Origin of the sequence: Aeromonas sp. sif0611 (assembly GCF_019218845.1) — a bacterium.
GTDB lineage: Bacteria > Pseudomonadota > Gammaproteobacteria > Enterobacterales > Aeromonadaceae > Aeromonas > Aeromonas media.
Map to the genome: position 1 here is coordinate 74,120 of NZ_JAHUWU010000001.1, position 20,329 is coordinate 94,448.

Below are 20,329 nucleotides of genomic sequence, written 5' to 3' on the forward strand. Positions count from 1 at the left end.
AAAAGCGACCAAGTTTTCACCGGTCGCTTTCATCTTTACCCCAGGGGGGAAGCAGGGTCAAACAAAAAATTCCATGCTATTCAGACGTTGTGACACAAGATACTGAACTGCATTAATTTTTGATGACGCATTTTTTATCGCTGGTAACGGCGCAGCCAGGCGAAGGGCAAGGCCAGCAGTGTCAACCAGAACAAGCTGCCACCACCGCCATCTTCACCATCCTGACCGGTCTGGTTGTTGACCGGCGCATTGCTGACCACATAGTTGGCCGGTGTGTTGCCCTGATAGTCCGCCACGGTCGGCGTCAACTTGACAGCGACCACGGTCGCGTTGGTACGCAGGTTCAGATCGCTCTCGCTGTTATAGCGATAGGCGGTGGCGGCTATGGTGCCATCGCTGCTGATACCGCTGGCGTAAGCAATATGGTAATACTTGCCATTCTGGGCACACTGCTTGGCGCCGGCATCATCCAGACCACAGATCAGGTCGTTCAGGTACCAGTTGTTGTTCGGGGAGGCCGCATTGAGCAGGAAGGCTTCCTGCATGCGGTTGGTGCCGTTGGCCACAGGCTGGGTCTGATGACGGGAGTCACGCCAGCCGACCACCATGTTGTGATCGTTGATGGCCGCGCCCTCGGAGCCGGAGCCGGAGAGCGGCTTGTCCTGCAAGGGTATGGTTGCCGCCGAACTCGGATTGTTCAGATTGAAGAGGAACATCTCGGTCGGCCGGTTCTGACCCTTGTTGATGCTGTAACGCTGGTTGCCGATCACATAACCATTCTCGTTGACAGACACCGCCCAGCTATTTTGCAGCACACTGTCATCCTTGCCCGGCTCGCCATCGGGCAGCGGGATTATCTTGGTGGTACCCACAGTGCCGGCATCGAGATCCAGGGTCCAGTAACTGGCCAGGTTGCGGCCGTCGAGATCCCCCGAACCCACTTCACCGGTGGAGCTGTAGCCCACGCCGTACAGGGTGCCATTGAACGTCGCAGCACCGAAAGCAGAGGCCGTCTGCAGCACTTCGTCGCGTTGACGGCCATACGTACTGGCCTGCATCAGCTTGTTGAAGCCACCTGAGCCATTGAGCAGCCAGAAGCTGGCCTGGGTATCGACCCCGGGACAGTAACGGAAGTCGCCGTATTCGTCGTCATTGCCTGCGAAACACCAGTTATAGAAGTCACCGCCCACGTTGTGGCGGTACTTGCCGCTGGCGGCCGTGCCGGTCACCAGGTACTGACCGTTGTCCAGTTTCTTGATGCTGGTCGGGACACTCAGGCTGTGGGTGCTGGCGGCATCTTTCAGCTCAACCGTGTTGCCATCCCCCGCGACCGCAAAGGCGGTGCGCAATTTGCCATTCATCTTGTAGCCCACCTGGGTGTCCGGTGTCTCACCCAGTGCCGTCACCAGACCATCTGTCTCACTGCTGACGACATAACCGACGCCGCTGCGCTGATCGACACCATCAAGGAAGTCACGGCGCCACTGGTAGGCAAACCCGGGGTTGTCATTCCAGAAGGAGTCACAAACGGAGCTTGAGAGGAAACAGCCCTGCTCAAAGCGGAAACGATCGACCAGGAAGTCGGCAGAGCGCACGGTCGAGAAGTACTCGGCCATGTTGTTCTTGGTGTTGATCCCGATGAGTCCGCTGCCATCGGCACTGATCCCGCTGGCATATCCTTTGACTTCGTCATCGACAATGGTGAAGAAGGAGCTTTGTGCCGCCTGCGCGTTGAGGCTGGCGCCGACCAGGATGGCCAGCATGGATAATTGCTTTTTCATCTACTTCCTTAGTCTTGATGTTTCAACGCTTCCAACTCCTCCCAACGGGAGAAGGCGTGTTCCAATGCGGACTCTGCCGCATGCAATGCATCGAGTTTGGACTGGGTCTGCTCCGCTGGCAGGGAGAAGAACCCGGGATGGTTGATCTCCGCCTGCAGGGCATCGAGTTCCGTTTCCAGCTGCTCCAGCCGGGCTGGCAGATTATCCAGCTCCAGTTGCAACTTGTAAGAGAGTTTGCGTGTTTTTTTCGCCGGCTCAGCCGCCAACACGACAGGCTCTGCCACTTTGGCCGCAGTTGCCTTGGCCGCCTGTTGCTGACTCTGCAGGGCGCGGGTGGCCATCATGTCTGCATAGCCGCCCACATAATCGCTGATCCGCCCGTCCCCTTCAAACAGCCAGCAGCCGGTCACCGTATTGTCGATGAAGCGGCGATCGTGGCTGACCAGCAGCAGGGTACCGGGGTAATCGGTCAGCAGCTCTTCCAAAAGTTCCAGCGTTTCGACATCCAGGTCGTTGGTTGGTTCATCCAAAATCAACAAGTTACTGGGTTTGAGGAACAGCTTGGCCAACAGTAGACGGTTTTTCTCGCCCCCTGACAAGGCCTTGACCGGGGTCCGCGCCCGTTTGGGCTCAAACAGGAAGTCCTGCAGGTAGCCCAGGATGTGGCGGGAGCGGCCACGCACCATCACTTCCTGCTTGCCCTCCCCCACGTTGTCCACCACGGTCTGCTCGGGATCGAGCTGCTCGCGATACTGATCGAAATAGGCCACTTCCAGGTTGGTGCCGCCCTTGACCCGCCCGCGGCTCGGCTCGAGCTGACCCAGCAGGAGCTTGATGAGGGTGGATTTGCCGCAGCCGTTGGGGCCGACCAGCGCAATCTTGTCGCCCCGCAGCACCTGCAGATCCAGCCCCTGGAACAGGGTGCGATCACCAAAGTCCAGGCCGAGCCCTTCGGTCTCGAACACCAGCTTGCCGGAGCGGTTGACGTCGTCCAGCTGCAGCTTGGCCTTGCCCTGCAGCTCGCGGCGCTGGGAACGTTCCATGCGCATCGCCTCAAGGGCGCGCACCCGCCCTTCGTTGCGGGTGCGGCGGGCCTTGATGCCCTGACGCACCCACACCTCTTCCTGGGCAAGCTTGCGGTCGAACTCGGCGTTTTTCAGCTCCTCGACCCGCAGCCACTCCTCCTTCCCTTGCAGGTACTGATCGTAATTGCCGGGCCAGGAGGTGATGGCGCCCCGATCGAGATCGATGATCCGGGTCGCCAGCTTGTGGATGAACTCCCGATCGTGGGAGATGAAGACGATGGCGCCGCGAAAATCCTTGAGGAACTCTTCCAGCCAGTTGATGGCGTCGATGTCCAGGTGGTTGGTCGGCTCGTCCAGCAGCAGCAGATCGGGGTCGCAGGCGAGCGCACGGGCCAGGGCCACCTTGCGCAGCCAGCCACCGGATAAACTGTCGAGGGTCACGTCGGGATCCAGCCCCAGCAGGGTCAGCACCTGATTGATGCGGGTCTCGAGCTGCCAGCCGTTCTGGTAGTCGAGCTGCTCCTGCAATTCGCTCATCTTGCGGATGTTGGCGTCGGAGGGATCATGGCCCAGCTCCAGGGAGATGTGGTGGTACTGCTTGAGCAGCTCCCCCACCCCGGCCAGCCCTTCAGCGGCATAGTCGAACACGGTCAGCTCGCTCGAGGCGGGCGGATCCTGCTCGAGACGGGTCACCTTCAAGTCCTGCTGCAACACCAGACGGCCGTCATCCAGAGACAGCTCGCCCGCGATGACCTTCATCAGGGTGGACTTGCCCGCCCCGTTGCGGCCCACCAGACAGAGGCGCTCGCCGCGCTCTATGGTCAGCTCGGCGTTGTCGAGCAGCGGGAAATCACTGAACGACAGACAAGCGCCGTGCAATGTCAAAAGTGCCATGTTTGTTCCTTGTTACTTATGAAAAAACGGGCGGCAGACTCTGCCCCCGTTTCATCGTCAAATCAGTCTCACCCCTGACGGGCAAGCCAGCCCTTGAGCTGTGCCAGGGTGAAGGGCCAGCCCAGTTCGCGGCCGGCGTCATCCCGCAGCACCGGGATGCGCACCCGGTAGGCCGCAAGCCACTGCTCGTCCTCCAGGATGTCGCACTGGCGAGTATTGGCGGCAAGGCCAGCCTCCTCCACCAGCGCCCAGGCCTGTTCGCACAGGTGGCAGCCGTCGGTGTGAAACAGGGTCAGCATCAGGCCTGCGTCTCGGCGTGGGTGATGATCCAGCAGTTGTGGATATGCTGGTTGCGCTCGAAATCCTTCGGCCGGGTCTTGCCGGTGATGTTCTGGGCCTTGAGGCCAGCGGCCTCGAGACCGGCCAGATCCATCTTGAAGTGACGCTTGTTGTTGGAGAACACCAGGGTGCCGTCCGCCGCCAGCAGGCGCTTGAGGTGCTGCATCAGCAGCAGGTGATCCCGCTGCACGTCGAAGCTCTCGTCCATCCGCTTGGAGTTGGAGAAGGTGGGCGGATCGATGAAGATGAGATCGTACTGATCCTCGGCCTCGGAGAGCCACTTCAGGCAATCGGCCTGGACGAACTTGTGCTGACGGCCCACCAGCGAGTTGAGCCGCATGTTGTCCTGCGCCCAGTTGAGGTAGGTGTGGGACATGTCCACCGTCGTGGTTTCGCTCGCCCCGCCAAGGCCCGCGTGCACGGTGGCACTGCCGGTGTAGGCGAACAGGTTCAGGAAGCGCTTGCCGCGGGCCATCTGACCCAGCATGCGACGGGTCTGACGGTGATCGAGGAACAGGCCGGTATCCAGGTAGTCGTAGAGGTTGACCCACAGACGGGCGCCGTACTCCTGCACCTCCATCCGGTGCTGCTCTTCGGAGAGCTTCTGGTACTGCTGCTTGCCTTCCTGACGCTCACGCACCTTCAGGATCACCTTCTCGCCGTCCATGCCGGTCACCTTGATGGCGGCCTGCACCATGTCGAGCAGACGCTGACGGGTCTTCTGGGCGGGGATGTCCTTGGGCGCGGCGTACTCCTGCACCACCAGGTAGTCCCGATAGCGGTCGATGGCGGCGTTGTATTCCGGCAGGTCGGCGTCATAGAGGCGATAGCAGTCGATCCCCTCCTTGCTGGCCCACTTCTCGAGGGTCTTCAGATTCTTGCGCAGGCGGTTTGCAAAGTCCTGGGCCACCTCTTTCTGGGAGGCCACGGAGTCGAGCGCAATCTGGTAGTTGCGCAGCTGGCACTCCAGTGCCCCGTTGAACAGGCGATACTGCTTGTCCGCCCGCAGGCGCAGGCAGCTCAGGAGCTCAGGGGAGGCAGACAGTATGGTGACCTTCCAGCCCTGGAAGCTGCGGCGCAAGGCATCGCCCAGGGCCTGGTGCACTTCCAGCAGGGCCGGGAACTCCCCCAGACGCTCGCCATAGGGCGGGTTGGAGATCAGCATGCCGATCTCGCGGGCCTCCCCTTCCACTGCAGGCATCGGCAGCGGGTTCTCGAGCGCGGTCACGTCGGCCTGCTTGAAGGTGATGAGGTGGGCCACCCCGGCCGCCTTGGCGTTGTCGCGGGCCTTCATCAGCACGCGAGGGTCGGCATCGCAGCCAAACAGCTTGGCTTCGCAGCGCTGCATGCCGCGCTTGGCGCGCACCTGGGCTTCCATCATCAGGCTCTGCCACAGTTCGCCATCGTGTTGCAGCCAGCGATCGAAACCGAAGCGTTCGCGGCGCAGGGCCGGCGCCATGTCGGCGGCGATGAAGGCCGCTTCGATGAGCAGAGTACCTGAGCCGCACATGGGGTCCATCATGGGCTCGCCGGTCCAGCCGCTGCGGGCAATCATGGCGCAGGCCAGGTTCTCTTTGAGCGGCGCCTCGCCTGTGCCCTGACGGTAGAAGCGCTGGTGCAGCGCAGGGCCGGACAGGTCCAGGGTGATATTGGCCTTGCCCTTGCCCAGGTGCGCCATGATGCGGATGTCCGGCGACTTCTTGTCGACGTCCGGGCGCACATGGCCGCGCTTGGTGAAGCGATCAACGATGGCATCCTTGATCTTCAGCGCGCCGTACTGGGTGTTGCGAATGGCCGGGTTGGTACCGGTGAAGTCCACGGCGATGGTGGCAGTGCCGGGGAAGTGCTCTTCCCAGGGAATGGTGTGGGCACCGAGATAGAGATCCAGATCGTCGTTCATCTGGAATTCGGAGAGCACCAGCACGATGCGGGAGGCAAAACGGCTCCACAGACAGGCCTTGTAGCCAATGGCCAGTTCGCCTTTGAAGTGGACGCCGGCCACGGTCTCACGGACCTGCTCCGCGCCCAGGGTGGTCAGCTCGACGGCCAGCAGGTTTTCCAGCCCCTTGGGGCAGGTTGCAAAAAATTCTTTCATCACGCTCACGGGGATGCCATAAAAATAGTGCCGCATTATACCTTATCGGCCCGCACTCGGCATCCGAACCTTGGGGTTCGCGCGAATATAAAGGGGCTGGCCGGCGCAATCCCCTCCGTTCTTGCTCTTGTCGCCAGCACAGAGGCGCGTGCAAGACGATGCAACGCAATATCCAGTGCAGAAGGGCATGCGCCAAACGGCGACGAATTGACTCAAGGAAGGTGCCGCAACGGCATGGGAGAGACGAGCGATAAATAACCGGTGTCGGTTATTTCGAGGGCGTATGAATATCAACCAAAAATAACGAGCAGAGGCAGTATCAGCTGACCTGTCGATATTGTGCGTGGACACGAGTCCTGGTCTGCATCCGGTTATTCATCACCTTGATCACCGCGAACCTTGGCAGGATCTTGCTGGCGGTCAGCACCAGTTCCTCGGTCAGGTTCAGGCAGACGCTCGCCTGATCACCGGCCTCGATGACCATGAACTCTCCCCTGCCATGGGGAGTCTCCATCCACACCAGGGCGCCCATATCCGGAATAAAGTGAGTCTGCTGTTCATGAAAGAACCAGCTTTGTGGCATCAGGGGTTTATAAAAGCGACTGACGGCGATGGCATTGAGTACCAGCTGAACCTGATGGGGAACACTCCAATCGAGTTCGGCGGCCTTGTCCATCAGCTGATAATAGAGGGCGGCATCGTCGACGCAAAAAGGCTGGGTCGTGAAGGAGCTGGGAACGAGCTGTCGCCCCTTATATTCGGTGGCGAATATCATGCGATCGGATAAATCCAGCATCAGACGGTCATCCTGAGCATCATAATGCCACTGCCAATTGTCATTGGGTTGGATACACATGGAGTTGCCCTTACTTAAGCCGTTCCTCGACTTTATTCCATGTCGAGAATTTGAGCAACTTTAAATAAGGGCAACCGGTTATCTTTTAAATATGGGTAACGATCTCTTTGACCAGACTCGGACCCTTATAAATAAAGCCGCTGTAAATCTGGACCAGACTGGCACCCGCCGCTAATTTCTCCCGGGCGGCCATGGCGCTGTCAATACCGCCCACCCCTATGATCGGCAGAGCCCCATTGAGGGCCTTGGCCAGCAGGCGGATCACCTCTGTGCTCTTGTGCTGGAGCGGACGACCACTAAGACCCCCTGCTTCACCGGCATGGGGCATGTCATAAATCATGTCGCGCTCCAGGGTGGTATTGGTGGCGATGACGCCATCGATCCCGTTTTTGATCAAGGAGGCGGCAACCTGATTAATTTCATCCAGGCTGAGGTCGGGGGCAATTTTAACGGCTAGCGGCACGTACTTCTTATATTGCACGGCCAGCTCCTGCTGGCGCACCTTGAGGGCAGCCAGCAATTCATCCAGCGCCTCTCCATATTGCAGCGAACGCAGCCCCGGGGTGTTGGGGGAAGAGATATTGACGGCAATATAACCGGCATGATTATAGACCTTGTCCATGCAGATCAGATAATCGTCCTTGCCCTGCTCGATGGGAGTGTCCTTGTTCTTGCCGATATTGATGCCGATCACCCCCTGATATTTGGCCTCTTTCACCTTGGCCACCAGATGATCGACACCCTTGTTGTTGAATCCCATCCGGTTGATGATCCCTTCCGCCGGAATTACCCGGAACAACCGCGGCTTGTCATTTCCACTCTGGGGCTTGGGGGTCACAGTCCCTACTTCAATAAAACCGAACCCCATGGCACCAAATGCGTCGATACACTCCCCGTCTTTATCGAGACCGGCCGCCAGTCCCACCGGATTGGCAAAATTAAGCCCCATGACAGTGACGGGGCGTTGGGGGAGTGAATGACGGAAGAAACAATCGAGCGGTGTACCGAGAAGGCGGGGCAAATACTTGATGGAGAGATCGTGTGCCTGTTCGGGATTGAGTTTGAACAGAAAATGCCTGGCGAGGGGGTACAGCATGTTTGCTCCTTAAAAAAGCCCCGGCAACTGGCCGGGGCTTTTGGGGTTATGCCGAGGTTCGGCAATTCAACTGGAGCAGGTTCAACTCTCGCAAGGCCACCGAGAACTTGGCGAACTCGTGAGTACTCGTGGTCTTGAAGTCGGCCAACATGTGGGTCCAACGGGACAAGAGTTGCTCATGCTCCGAAATCCAGTCGGCCAGTATGGTAGCGCATTCTCCCTGCTCTTTGCACCCTTCCAGTACCACTGAGGTGAGGCTGCGTTGCTGCCAGTCCAGATCCTCGCGGAAGGAGGCCCGGGCCATCGCCTGCCAGTGGTTGCCCACCGGTTGATGGTTGATCTGCTCGAGGAACCAGTGCAGATCGAGCTTGGCGCCGAGACGGTAGTAAACGTTGGCGGCGCGCAGGATGTCGGTCTTGTGCTCCGCGGCAATCTGCGCCAGATCCAGGCTGGAGAACAGGCTGCTCATATGAGCCACCTGACGGGCGATGGCTTCCGGCACCTGTTTGGCCACCAGGGCGGCGACGGCCTGGCGATGCTCGGCCACTTCGCTCTCGTCCATCACCTCGTAGAGGTGCTCCCCCAGGGTCTCGAAGGCCGGACGGAAGAAGGCTATGTTCTCGCCGATGCTCCAGGTGCGGTTGCGGGCGCGCAGGAACCAGCGGGTGGCGCGGCGCACGATGCGGCGGCTGTAGAACATCAGCTCGAGCTGGGTCTCGGCACTCACCAGGTTGTCACACCCTTCGATGTCACGCCACAGGGTACCCAGACCAAATACCTCACGGGCCATGGCGAAGCAGCAAGCCACTTCGGCTACCGAGACACCAGTCTCGTCCTTCATCCGGCTGGCGAAGTTGAGCCCCATGTCGTTGACCAGCATGTTGGCCACCCGGGTCGCGATGATTTCGCCGCGCAGCGGGTGCTGAGCCAGCTCGGCACCGAACTGCTGCTGCAACTGGGCCGGGAAGCTGGTGACCAGCATGTTGGCGAGGAAGGGCTCCTCGGTCACTTCCGGGCAGTTGAGCTGCTCTTTCAGTACCATTTTGCCGTAGGCCACCAGCACCGCCAGCTCGGGACGGGTCAGCCCCTGCCCTGCTGCCATCCGCTCGGAGAGCTCCTCGTCGGAGGGCAGGAACTCCAGCGCACGGTCCAGCTTGCCTTCCCGCTCCAGCCCCTGGATGAAGCGTTGCTGCTCTTTCAACTGCTCGGCGCCACGGAACGCCGTGACCGAGATGGACTGGGACTGGCGATAGGCGTTGGTGATGACGATCTGGGCCACGTCGTCGGTCATCTCGTACAGCATCTGGTTGCGCTGCTTGAGGGTCATGTCGCCGGCGGCCACCAGCTGGTTCAGCAGTATCTTGATGTTGACCTCGTTGTCGGAGCAATCCACCCCGCCCACGTTGTCGGTAAAGTCGGTGTTGATGTGACCGCCCTGGCTGGCGTACTCCACCCGACCGAGCTGGGTGAAGCCCAGGTTGCCGCCCTCTCCCACGATGCGGGCACGCAGGTCACGGCCATTGACCCGCAGCACGTCGTTGCTGCGATCCCCCACGTCGGCGTCGCTCTCGCGGGCGCTCTTCACATAGGTGCCGATGCCGCCGTTCCAGAGCAGGTCCACGTTGAGGCAGAGCAGCGCTTTGATCAGCTCGTTCGGGGCCATGCTGGCCTTGTCGGTGCCGAGCAGGGTCTGAATTTGCGGGCTCAGCTTGATGGACTTGGCGGAGCGCAGGAAGATGCCGCCCCCTGCCGAGATGAGCTCCCGGTTGTAGTCATCCCAGCTCGAACCCGGCAGCTCGAACAGCCGCTGCCGCTCGACGAAGCTCCTGGCCGCATCGGGGGTCGGGTCGATGAAGATGTGCATGTGGTTAAAGGCGCCCACCAGCTGGGTGTGCTCGGAGAGCAGCATGCCATTGCCGAACACGTCGCCGGCCATGTCACCTATCCCCACGCAGGTGAAGTCGGTGGTCTGGCAGTTGACGCCGATCTCGCGGAAGTGACGCTTGACCGATTCCCAGGCGCCGCGCGCCGTGATGCCCATCTTCTTGTGGTCATAACCGACCGAGCCGCCGGAGGCGAAGGCATCACCGAGCCAGTGGCCATACTCCTGGCTTATCTCGTTGGCGATGTCGGAGAAGGTGGCGGTGCCCTTGTCGGCGGCCACGACCAGGTAGTAGTCATCCTCGTCGTGACGCACCACGGATTTCGGCGGGATCACCTCCCCCTTGATGATGTTGTCGGTGACATCGAGCAGGCCGCGGATGAACAGGCGGTAGCAGGCCTTGCCCTCTTCCTGGATGACGGCGCGGGGCGCGCCCACCGGCATCTGCTTGCAATAGAAACCGCCCTTGGCGCCGACCGGCACGATGACGGTGTTCTTCACCTGCTGCGCCTTGACCAGCCCCAGTACCTCGGTGCGGAAGTCCTCCTTGCGATCGGACCAGCGCAGGCCGCCACGGGCCACCTTGCCCCAGCGCAGATGCACCCCTTCCACCCGCGGCGAGTAGACGAAGATCTCGAATTTCGGCAGCGGCAGCGGCATGTCGGTGATGCTGGAGGGGGCCAGCTTGAAGGAGATGTAGGGCTTGGCCTGACCCTCCTGATCCGGCTGGTAGTAGTTGGTGCGCAGGGTGGCGTCGATCATCTCCATGTAGCGGCGGATGATGCGATCGTCGTCCAGGTTCGCCACCTGATCCAGCTTGGCGGCGAGCTGCTCGTGCAGCTTGGCTAATGCCTTGGCATCTTGCGATGGCGCCTTGGCGTCCTGCTTGATGGCAGGATTGAGTCGCAGATCGAACAGGGTGAACAGCAGCTCTGCGATGTCGGGATAACGGGTCAGGGTCTCCTCGATATAGGACTGGCTGAAGGAGACGCCGGTCTGGCGCATGTATTTCGCATAGGCGCGCAGCACAGAGACCTGGCGACCGGTGAGGCCTGCCCCCAGTACCAGACGGTTGAAGCCGTCATCTTCCAGGGTCTTGTTCCAGATGGCGGCGAAGGCCTGCTGGAAGCGCTGCTGGCTCTGGGCCAGATCGAATGGCTGATCGCCGCGCAGCAGCATGGAGAAGTCGAGGATCCAGAAGATCTCGCCACTCGGGGTGCGCACCTGATAGGGCGTCTCACCGATGACGCGCAGCCCCATGTTTTCCAGCATGGGCAAGACGTCGGAGAGGTGGATGGGTTCGGTGCGGTGGAACAGCTTGAGACGCACCCGGCGATCGTTCTCTTCTTCCTGGGCACGGTAGAACAGCATGCCCAGCGGCTCGGCTTCACTCAGGCTATCGAGGGCCATGATGTCGGCCACGGCAGAGCCCGGCAGCACGTCTTCCTTGTAAGCACGAGGGAAGGCAGTGCTGAAACGGCGGCGCAGTTCGTTGCCTCGGGCTTCCCCATAATGGGAGAGCAGCACGGAGTCCAGGCGGTCGTCCCAGCTGCGGGCCGCTTCAATCAGGTTGTTCTGTACTTCGTTCACATCCACATCCACGTTGTTGTTGTTGACCCGCACTATGTAGTGGGTCCGTGCCAGTACGCCTTCGGTGAAGTAGACGTTGAACTCCACATCAAAGCTGCTGCCAAAATACTTCTGCAAAATTTGCTGGGTCTTGACCCGCAGCGCCGTGTTGTAGCGCTCCTTGGTGACATAGACCATGCAGGAGAAGAAACGGCCGTAGACGTCGCGACGCACGAACAGGCGCAGCATGTCACGCTCTTGCATCTCCAGCACGCCGAGGCCGGTGGCCAGCAGCTCCTCTTCACGGGCCTGAATAAGCTCGTCGCGCGGATAGGTCTCCAGCACGTTGAGCAACGCCTTGTAGGCGTGGGAGCCCTTCTCGTGACCGGAGGCGGCCATGATGCGCTCGAGGCGGTGGCTGATGAGGGGGATCTGGGTGGCACTGGTGTTGTAGATGGAGGAGGCGTAGAGACCGATGAAGCGATCTTCCCCCACCACCTTGCCGTGTTCGTCGAAGCGCTTGATGCCGATGTAATCCACATAGGCCGGACGGTGTACCCGGGACTTGGCGTTGGACTTGGTGAGGATCAGCAAGTCAGAGCTCAGGGCCGCGTGACGGGCGCTGGCGGGCATGCTGCCCAGGCGCTGGCCTTCGTCCTTGATGGAGTTCTTCATCAGGCCCAGGCTGGATTCCGGCTGGGGCAGGATCTCGTGATCCCCCTCCACCGCTTTCACGTCATAACGGCGATAGCCCATCAGGGTGAAGTTGTGGGCAGCCACCCATTTGAGGAAGGCGACGCAGGAGTCCACCTCGGCCTGGCTGACCGGGTTCTTGCGCTTGGGCAACTCCTCGATGATCTCGTTCAGGCGACCCAGCATGGGTTGCCAATCCCCGACCGCCAGGGCCACTTCCCTCGCCACCGAGTTGAGCTCGGCGGTCAGGGCATCCATCTGTTCCTCATCCGTAAGATGATCGATCTCGATGAGGAAGGCGGTCTCGACCGAGGTCTGGGAAGCCGTATTGTCGAGATCCAGGATGGCGCCTATCTTGCCTTCGCTGCCGCGAATGAGGTGCAGCGGCTGGTGTAGCATCATGTGGGCCGTGATGCCCCGACGCTTGAGGGCCATGCGGATGGAATCCACCAGGAACGGGGAGTCCTGCAGGATGATCTCGACGATGGTATGGGGAGACTGCCATCCGTGGCGGGTCAGCTCGGGGTTGTAGACCCGGATATAGGGCTCTGTGCTGGTGCGCTGGTTGAGCGCATTCCACAGGCTCAGCGCCGCCCCGTAGAGATCGCTGTCATTGCGATCGTGCAGGTCGGTGCTCGCCATGTTGCCGTAGAACTTGGCGACGAAGCATTCGACCAGGGAGGCGCTGTTCTTGGGCAATTTCTGATGGATCAGGCTGAGAACGTTTTCGAGCAGAACTGAGGTAGGGGCGTCTTTCAATGCCATTGCTAGTTTCCTTATCGGACGACATCACAGACACGGCGACATCCACCCAGGATGTGCGCCGGTACAGAGTTGCTGCGAAGTGTAATGAGTTGGATCAAGGAAGGCGAGCAAAGGTGATAACGGGATGTTAAAAACAAGGGGCAGATCACGGCTTGGGTTGTGATAAATTTTGCCAAGTCGCTAAAATTTAGAAAATCGCACTGCCTGTCAGTCGATTAACCGGATAGATAGTGACTTAAAGCAGATATTTACCCGGAATTGTGTTCATGTTTTGTTAATTTATGCGTTTCGGGCTAACCAGACGTTCATCGTCCTGTATTTGGCGTCGCAAGCAGGCGTATTCCCCTCTATAGGACGCTCACACGAGTGGTTCGACTACGGCAAGCGACCCTTTCTAGGCAGAAACCTACGGAATGATCCAAGAAGGACATCGCTTTCTTAGAGAGTGAGCGGCACTCAGGAGAGCCTCTCCAGGCGAACAAAGCGGTGATCTTCCTGGGTGACCAGCCGAAAGTAGCCGTGCACCCCGTTGACGCTGACGAAGGAGCGGATCTTTTCCAGGCCCAACTCTATGGTCAACCCCTGCTCGGTGCGCACCACCAGCCGTCTGGCCTGGCCCTGGTACATCAGCATGATCTCGTCGCGGCTGAGGGCCAGCCGAAAGGTGTACTGCCTCATTCCCCCTCCTCTTGATGAAAAACGGGCAGGAGAACCTGGCTCCCCTGCCCGTGACCTGCAACCTTACTGCGCCAGTGCCTTGCTTACCTTCTCGAACAGATCCCGCGCCAGTCCCTCGAGGTTGGCCAGACGGGTCAGCTCGGCGCGGATAAGCGTCTTGCGCCCCTCATCCAGCCGCTTGAACTGGATGAGCGGGGTGATGAGGCGGGACGCCACCTGGGGGTTGACCTCGTTGAGCGCGATCAGGAGGTCGGTCAGGAAGCGATAGCCGCTGCCATCCACCGCATGGAACTGCACCTGATTGCTCATGGCGAAGCTGCCGATCAGGGCCCGCAACCGGTTCGGGTTGCGGATGCTGAAGGTGGGGTGGCTCATGGCCTGTTTCACCTCATCCAGCACGTCGGCGGCAGGCTTGCAGCCCACCAGGCGCAGCCAGTTGTCCAGCACCAGGCCGTCATGGGCCCACTTGCCCTCAAAATCGGCCAGCAGTGCGGCGCGGCATGGCAGTAGATAGCCGTTGGCCACCTGCAGCGCCGCCAGGGTGTCGGTCATGTTGTCGGCGGTTGCATACTGCTCGCGCACCAGCGCATCGGCATGCTCTGCATCCAGCGCCGCCAGATAGCCGAGTACCACCCCCTTGAGGGCGCGCTTGGCGGTGTCGGCATGGATCACCCTATACCTCGTCAGCCGCAGGCGCTCATAGGTAGCCGTCAGGCGCGCGCCGAAGGCCTCGGCGAGCTGGCCATGGATGGCATCCCGCACCCGATGGATGGCATCGATGTCGGCCACCTCGAACAGCTCGGCCAGGGTCGCCTCACCGGGCAGCGCCAGGATCTCCGCCTTGAGAGCCGAGTCCAGCTCGGCCTCGTCCAGAATGGCGACGAAGGCGGCCAGCAGGGTTTGGGAGAGCTCAACCCCCTGCCCCTGCTGCACCCGCACCACCCCGTCGATGACCGCCTTGTTGATCAGCATCTGGGCGGCATCCCAGCGGGCAAACTCGTTGCGGGCAAAGCGCATCAGGAAGGCGAGCGCCTCATCACTGTAGTCATAGCGCAGCTTGACCGGCGCGGAGAAGTCCCGCAGCAGGGAGGGCACCGGCTTGACCGGCACCTGATCGAATTCGAAGGTCTGCTCTTCTTCCAGCACATCGAGCACGTTGCCGATGGCCTTGCCCTGATACTGCAGCGCAATGACGGCACCCTGCTCGTCATAGAGTTCGATGTCGAGGGGAATGTGCAGTGGCAGCTTCTGCGGCTGATCCTGGGTCGGCGGCGTGTGCTGGCGCACGTGCAGACAATAGACGCCGCTTTCGGCATCGTATTCGTCGGTCACGGTCAGCTCGGGCGTGCCGGACTGGCTGTACCAACGGCGGAAACGGCCGAGATCCACACCGGAAGCATCCTCCATCGCCTGCACGAAATCATCGCAGGTGGCGGCCGAGCCGTCGTGACGCTCGAAGTAGAGGCGCATGCCGGCCTGGAACTTATCCTCACCCAGCAGGGTATGCAGCATGCGGATCACTTCAGAGCCCTTCTCGTAGACGGTCAGGGTGTAGAAGTTGTTCATCTCGATCACCACATCCGGGCGAATGGGGTGAGCCATGGGGCCGGCATCTTCGGCGAACTGCGGCCCGCGCACGGTACGCACGTTGTTGATGCGGTTGACGCCGCGTGAGCCCAGATCCGAGGAGAACTCCTGATCCCGGAACACCGTCAGCCCCTCTTTGAGACTGAGCTGGAACCAGTCGCGGCAGGTAACGCGGTTGCCGGTCCAGTTGTGGAAGTATTCGTGGGCGATGACCCGCTCGATGCCGTGGTAGTCACTGTCGGTGGCGGTCGCCGGGTTGGCCAGCACGAACTTGGAGTTGAAGATGTTCAGCCCCTTGTTCTCCATGGCGCCCATGTTGAAGAAGTCCACCGCCACGATCATATAGATGTCGAGGTCATACTCGAGGCCGAAACGCTGCTCGTCCCAGCGCATCGCGTTGATCAGGCTCTCCATGGCGAAACCGGCGCGATCGAGGTTCCCCTTGTCGACGAAGATCTCCAGAGCCACCTCGCGGCCACTTTGGGTAGCGTAGCTACCCCGCTCCACGTCAAAATCACCGGCCACCAGGGCAAACAGGTAGCTCGGCTTGGGGAAGGGATCCTGCCACTGCACAAAGTGGCGACCACCTTCCAGTTCGCCGCTGTCGACCTTGTTGCCGTTGGAGAGCAGGTAGGGGTATTTGGCCTTGTCGGCGCTGATGCGGGTGCTGTAGCGGGCCAGGATGTCGGGCCTGTCCAGGTAATAGGTGATGCGGCGAAAGCCCTCTGCCTCACACTGGGTGCAGTAGGCATCGCCGGACTTGTAGAGCCCTTCCAGCGCCGTGTTGGCGGCGGGGTCCAGATCCGTGACTATGGTCAGCACACATTCGGCAGGCAGGTTGAACAGGGTCAGACTGCTCTCCCCTTGCTCGAACTGGGTGAAGGGGACACCGTCCACGCTGACGCTGTGCAAGACCAATCCTTCCCCATCCAGCACCAGCGGCTCGTTGTGCTCGCCGTTGCGGCGCAGGCGGGAGATGGCGGTGACCCGGGTCAGGGGCTCCTGCAGTTGAAAATCGAGATCGATGCTGTCGATCCAGTAGAGGGGCGCCCGGTAATCCTGGCGATACTTGGCCGTCATGGCCTGGGAGTGATCGGTCATTATTGTGTGCTTCCACGCTTTGTTATTGACGTGTCAGAGGCTGTCACAACGATTCGGCAGGGTCAAATAGTTTGCATTCCGCCAAAAGAGAGGGCGACCGAAGTCGCCCTTGTATTCATGCTGATGCACCCTGGATTCTCAGCCCTTGCTGAGCCTCGCCAGATCCGCCGTGATGTTCGCGGCTTCAATCTGATACTCGTCAGGGGCCTCGAAATCGGTCGGCAGTTCATCCCGGCTCTTCACCGTCGGCTTGCCAAGACGGGTCAGTCGCTCGTTGGCTCGCGCCAGCGCCTTCTCGTCCTGCTTGGCCTGATCCGCCAGTCGCTCGGCTTCGTTCAGGGAGACCGACTTCTTGTCCTGATCCGCCTGATACTCCTTGATGTCCTGCAGCACGTAGGCAAATTCAGGATCCTTGGCGATCCGCGCCTCGTGAGCCGACTTCAACCTGGGCAGCAGACTGGAGAAGTCCCCCAGCTTGTCGTAACTGGCCGAAGCTATCTTGTCCCAGGGCAAGGCGTTGAACTCCCGGCTCTCCCCGGTCTCGTCCGGCGAGACCGCGGTCGGGAAGCCGATGTCCGGTGCCACCCCCTTGTTCTGGGTGCTGCCACCATCGATCCGGTAGAACTTGGCGATGGTGTACTGAACGTGACCCAGCGGCTGCTCGTAGAAGTCGTAGACCTTGGCGAGGCTGCGATGCTGCTGCACCGTGCCCTTGCCGAACGAGTTCTCACCGAGGATCAGGGCGCGGCCGTAATCCTGCATGGCAGCGGCGAAGATCTCGGAGGCCGAGGCGCTGTAACGGTCGATCATCACCGACATGGGGCCGCCGTAGTAGACGTTGCCGTCGTCGTCACCATTGACCGTGATACGGCCCATATGATCACGAATTTGCACCACGGGACCGCTGGCGAAGAACAGACCGCTCAGGGCCGAGGCTTCGGTCAGGGCACCGCCGCCGTTGCCACGCAGATCGACGATGAGACCATCGATCTTCTGCTTGTTGAGACTGGAGAGTTCCTTGATGACGTCGTCATGGAGATTGACGTAGAAGCTCGGGACCTCGAGCACCCCTATCTTCTTGCCTTCGGCGGTGATCACCTTGGACTTGGCGGCCCTGTCTTCCAGACGCACCTTGTCACGGGTCAGCTCAACCAGCTCGGTCTTGGCGGTCGCGCCCTTGCCGCGCTGGATCTCCAGCTTCACCTTGCTGCCTTTCGGGCCCTTGATGAGTTCGACCACATCATCGAGACGCCAGCCGATCACATCGACAATCTTGCCGTCGTCCTGCCCCACCCCGGTGATCTTGTCATCGGGCTTGAGGTGGTTGGACTTGGCTGCCGGGCCGCCGGGCACCAGGGAGCGGATGACGGTGAAGTCATCTTCCGCCTGCAGCACGGCCCCAATACCTTCCAGCGAGAGGTTCATCTCGGTGTTGAAGCGATCGGCGCTGCGCGGCGAGAGGTAGCTGGTGTGCGGCTCGATGGCACGGGCGAAGGAGTTCATGAAGAGCTGGAACACATCCTCGCTCTCGGTCTGGGACATCCGCTTGATGGCGTTGTTGTAACGCTTGCCAAGCAGCTCCTTGATCTCGGGCCACTCCTTGCCGCTGAGCTTGAGACTCAGGGCATCAAACTTGACCCGCTGACGCCACAGCTCGTCGAGCTCAGCCTCGTCTTTGGGCCAGGGAGCCCCTTCCCGATCGAAGATGTAATTGTCGGGCTGGGTGAAATCCAGGGGAGTGTCGAGCAGTTTGAGGGCGTATTCGAACCGCTCGTAACGCCGCTGCTGACTCAGGTTGAACATCTCGTAGGCCGGAGCCAGACGCCCTCTCTCGAGGTCGGTGTCAAAACCGGTACGGTACTTTTCAAAACGGCTGATGTCAGAGGCCAGAAACAGGTTGCGGCTGTAGTCCAGATTCTCCAGATATTTGTCAAAAATCACGGAGGAAAAGGCATCGTCCAGCTTGAACTGTTTGTAATGAGAGCGGGTAAACAGATTGGCAATTCGCTTGCTGGCCGTAGCATGTTGGCTCTCCTGAGCCAACACAGGCAAATCACTTTCCTTGAGCACCGGCTCGATGGCCTGTGCGAGCCCGGCGAGCGCCAGGCTACAGGCAACGAGGGAAAAACGAATCACGCCATGCTTCAACATTCGTCTCCTTAGAGAACCAGATGCTCGAACTTGACCCGCAACATCATGCCGGTCTGCAATTGAACCTGTACGTCATCCTTGGTCACTTCCTTGATGGTCGCAGGCACGGGAGATTTGCCCAGCACGACGCGCACGCCTTGATCCACTTTCAGGGTGGCGGCATCCACTTTGACCAGGGGAGCATCGGCTACAGGTGCGGCCTTGGGGGCAGCAGACTTGGGCTTGTCGGAGCGGGGCGCATCGGCCTTGCGCGGCGCGTTGCGGCGCGGCTGCTTGGGCTTGTCTTCCTTCTCCTTGGTGTTGGTACGGCGGCTGGCAAAGACACGCTCTTTGCTCTCCTTGAGCGCCTGTTTGGCATGCTCGATGTGCTCTTCGGTCAGCAGCTCACCGGGATTGCCATCCAGATCGACACGGGCCTGGCCAGCCTTGAGGCCATGCAGGTAACGCCAGCTGGAGGTGTATTGACGCAGAGCAGAGCGCAGCATGGTCTTGGAGACTCTCTCGTCATCAGCAAGACGCGCGGCCAGATCCTGGAAGATGCCAATCTTGAGTGGCTTGGCCTCTCCTTCAGCGATGAAGCAGGCCGGGAATTTCTCGACCAGGTAGGCAACGATCTCTTTACTGTTCTTCAGCTTTTCAGTGTTTTCCATGTATAACCTTGGCTTTCATATAGACGCACGGGCATGCCCGAACACAACAAAGGCCCTATTATAGAGAGCTTGGGACCTTTTGCGAACCATCTAGCAATGACTTAGAGCATGCTTTCCAAAATTTGCACCGTTTCTTCGAGGCCAATCCGGTCCTCCTGGTCGAAACGGTTAAAAATCGGACTATCCACGTCCAGCACCCCGATGATCTCACCACCGCGACGCAGCGGAATCACGATTTCCGAATTGCTGGCGCCGTCGCAGGCGATGTGACCCGTAAACTGGTGTACGTCGTCCACCAGCTGGGTCTTGCCCTCGGCCACCGCCGTGCCGCAGACGCCGCGGCCCACCGGAATGCGCACGCAGGCCGGCTTGCCCTGGAAGGGGCCGAGCACCAGGGTTTCCCCTTGCAACAGATAAAAACCGACCCAGTTAATGTCAGCCAGCTCCTGATTGAGCAGGGCAGACAGGTTCGCCAGGTTGGCAATCAGGTCGGGTTCACCCTCCAGCAGCGCCTGGGCCTGTTGGTTGAGGGTGCGATAAAATGCTTGTTTTTCAATCATGATTAAATGAACTTCACTCCTTGATAATGAATGCAAGGTACCGACCTGCCTGAAAAATTCAAATCAAATTTCACTTATCCCCCCTCCTGGGCCACAAACGTCAGCCTCCTGTCAGGGGGAAATTCCCAGTGTCAGTTGCTGGCGCTGGCCATTGCTCCACTCGATATTGAGCAGCCACTCCATGGTCTCAGTGGTGCAACTCCCCACCTGAGCGGCCCCCTGCCAGCCTCCCTCCTTCGCCTCGAATTGCACGGGAATGCGTCCCATGAACATGGTTCTGCCCTCCAGCCAGGCCTTGATGGGGGTGATGGCGGGAGAACCTCCCTGAAGACGCAGCACAAAGTCATGTTCAGGGCGGATCGGCAAGCCGTCTACGCTGGCCGTCAGGGGCTGATCGCCGACGAGAAGGGAACAACTGCTGTGGGACAGATCACAAATCTGATCATTTGTTGCCTTCGCCTCCCCGCTCGGCGGGCCCGAAAACCAGGTCCGATAGGCCATCAGGGAGAGCAAAATGGCCAAAACGATCGTCAAGTGCACGATTTTGCGTGAAGTGAGTCTCTCTTTCATGAAAAAACAGCCCTGTAAGGTACTTTAAAAATGCGAT

At 60.1% G+C, this 20,329-nt stretch carries 13 protein-coding genes; all 13 read right to left on the reverse strand.

Annotated elements, in window-relative coordinates:
• Positions 1-134: 134 nt before the first annotated feature.
• The 13 genes from KW824_RS00330 to KW824_RS00390 all read right to left on the reverse strand — a co-directional run bounded on the left by KW824_RS00330 (position 135) and on the right by KW824_RS00390 (position 20,292).
• Positions 135-1,781 (reverse strand): DUF3466 family protein, encoded by a 1,647-nt coding sequence (locus KW824_RS00330; protein ID WP_182310714.1) that lies wholly within the window; start codon positions 1,779-1,781, stop codon positions 135-137.
• Between the two features lie 8 nt (positions 1,782-1,789).
• Positions 1,790-3,700: an ABC transporter ATP-binding protein gene (locus KW824_RS00335; RefSeq protein ID WP_218408550.1), complete on the reverse strand. Its 1,911-nt coding sequence runs from the start codon at positions 3,698-3,700 to the stop codon at positions 1,790-1,792.
• A gap of 68 nt (positions 3,701-3,768) precedes the next feature.
• Entirely contained in the window at positions 3,769-3,999 is a 231-nt protein-coding gene (locus KW824_RS00340; RefSeq protein ID WP_218408551.1) for a glutaredoxin family protein, read from the reverse strand.
• Positions 3,999-6,170 carry a bifunctional 23S rRNA (guanine(2069)-N(7))-methyltransferase RlmK/23S rRNA (guanine(2445)-N(2))-methyltransferase RlmL gene (gene rlmKL / locus KW824_RS00345; protein ID WP_218408552.1) on the reverse strand — a complete coding sequence of 724 codons (2,172 nt, stop codon included), beginning with the start codon at positions 6,168-6,170 and terminating at the stop codon, positions 3,999-4,001. The genes KW824_RS00340 and rlmKL overlap by 1 nt, the downstream gene beginning before the upstream one ends.
• A 283-nt stretch (positions 6,171-6,453) precedes the next feature.
• Positions 6,454-6,990 (reverse strand): cell division protein ZapC, encoded by a 537-nt coding sequence (locus KW824_RS00350; RefSeq protein WP_218408553.1) that lies wholly within the window; start codon positions 6,988-6,990, stop codon positions 6,454-6,456.
• Between the two features lie 85 nt (positions 6,991-7,075).
• A complete protein-coding gene (gene pyrD, locus KW824_RS00355) occupies positions 7,076-8,086 on the reverse strand; it encodes a quinone-dependent dihydroorotate dehydrogenase (protein WP_218408554.1) in 1,011 nt (336 codons plus the stop codon).
• A gap of 46 nt (positions 8,087-8,132) precedes the next feature.
• Entirely contained in the window at positions 8,133-12,995 is a 4,863-nt protein-coding gene (locus KW824_RS00360; protein ID WP_218408555.1) for an NAD-glutamate dehydrogenase, read from the reverse strand.
• 456 nt (positions 12,996-13,451) lie between these two features.
• Positions 13,452-13,673: a DUF2835 family protein gene (locus KW824_RS00365; protein ID WP_005329605.1), complete on the reverse strand. Its 222-nt coding sequence runs from the start codon at positions 13,671-13,673 to the stop codon at positions 13,452-13,454.
• Between the two features lie 63 nt (positions 13,674-13,736).
• The gene (gene pepN, locus KW824_RS00370) at positions 13,737-16,361 is read right to left on the reverse strand and encodes an aminopeptidase N (protein ID WP_218408556.1); all 2,625 of its coding nucleotides are present in this window, start codon (positions 16,359-16,361) and stop codon (positions 13,737-13,739) included.
• Positions 16,362-16,499: 138 nt separating this feature from the next.
• Positions 16,500-18,512, reverse strand: a complete 2,013-nt coding sequence (gene prc / locus KW824_RS00375; protein ID WP_218408557.1) for a carboxy terminal-processing peptidase — start codon at positions 18,510-18,512, stop codon at positions 16,500-16,502.
• 8 nt (positions 18,513-18,520) lie between these two features.
• Positions 18,521-19,162, reverse strand: a complete 642-nt coding sequence (proQ, locus tag KW824_RS00380; protein ID WP_042648245.1) for an RNA chaperone ProQ — start codon at positions 19,160-19,162, stop codon at positions 18,521-18,523.
• A gap of 101 nt (positions 19,163-19,263) precedes the next feature.
• The gene (locus tag KW824_RS00385) at positions 19,264-19,722 is read right to left on the reverse strand and encodes a GAF domain-containing protein (protein WP_005329612.1); all 459 of its coding nucleotides are present in this window, start codon (positions 19,720-19,722) and stop codon (positions 19,264-19,266) included.
• A gap of 111 nt (positions 19,723-19,833) precedes the next feature.
• On the reverse strand, positions 19,834-20,292 hold the full coding sequence (locus KW824_RS00390) for a hypothetical protein (protein ID WP_042648243.1): 459 nt from the start codon (positions 20,290-20,292) through the stop codon (positions 19,834-19,836).
• Positions 20,293-20,329: the final 37 nt, after the last annotated feature.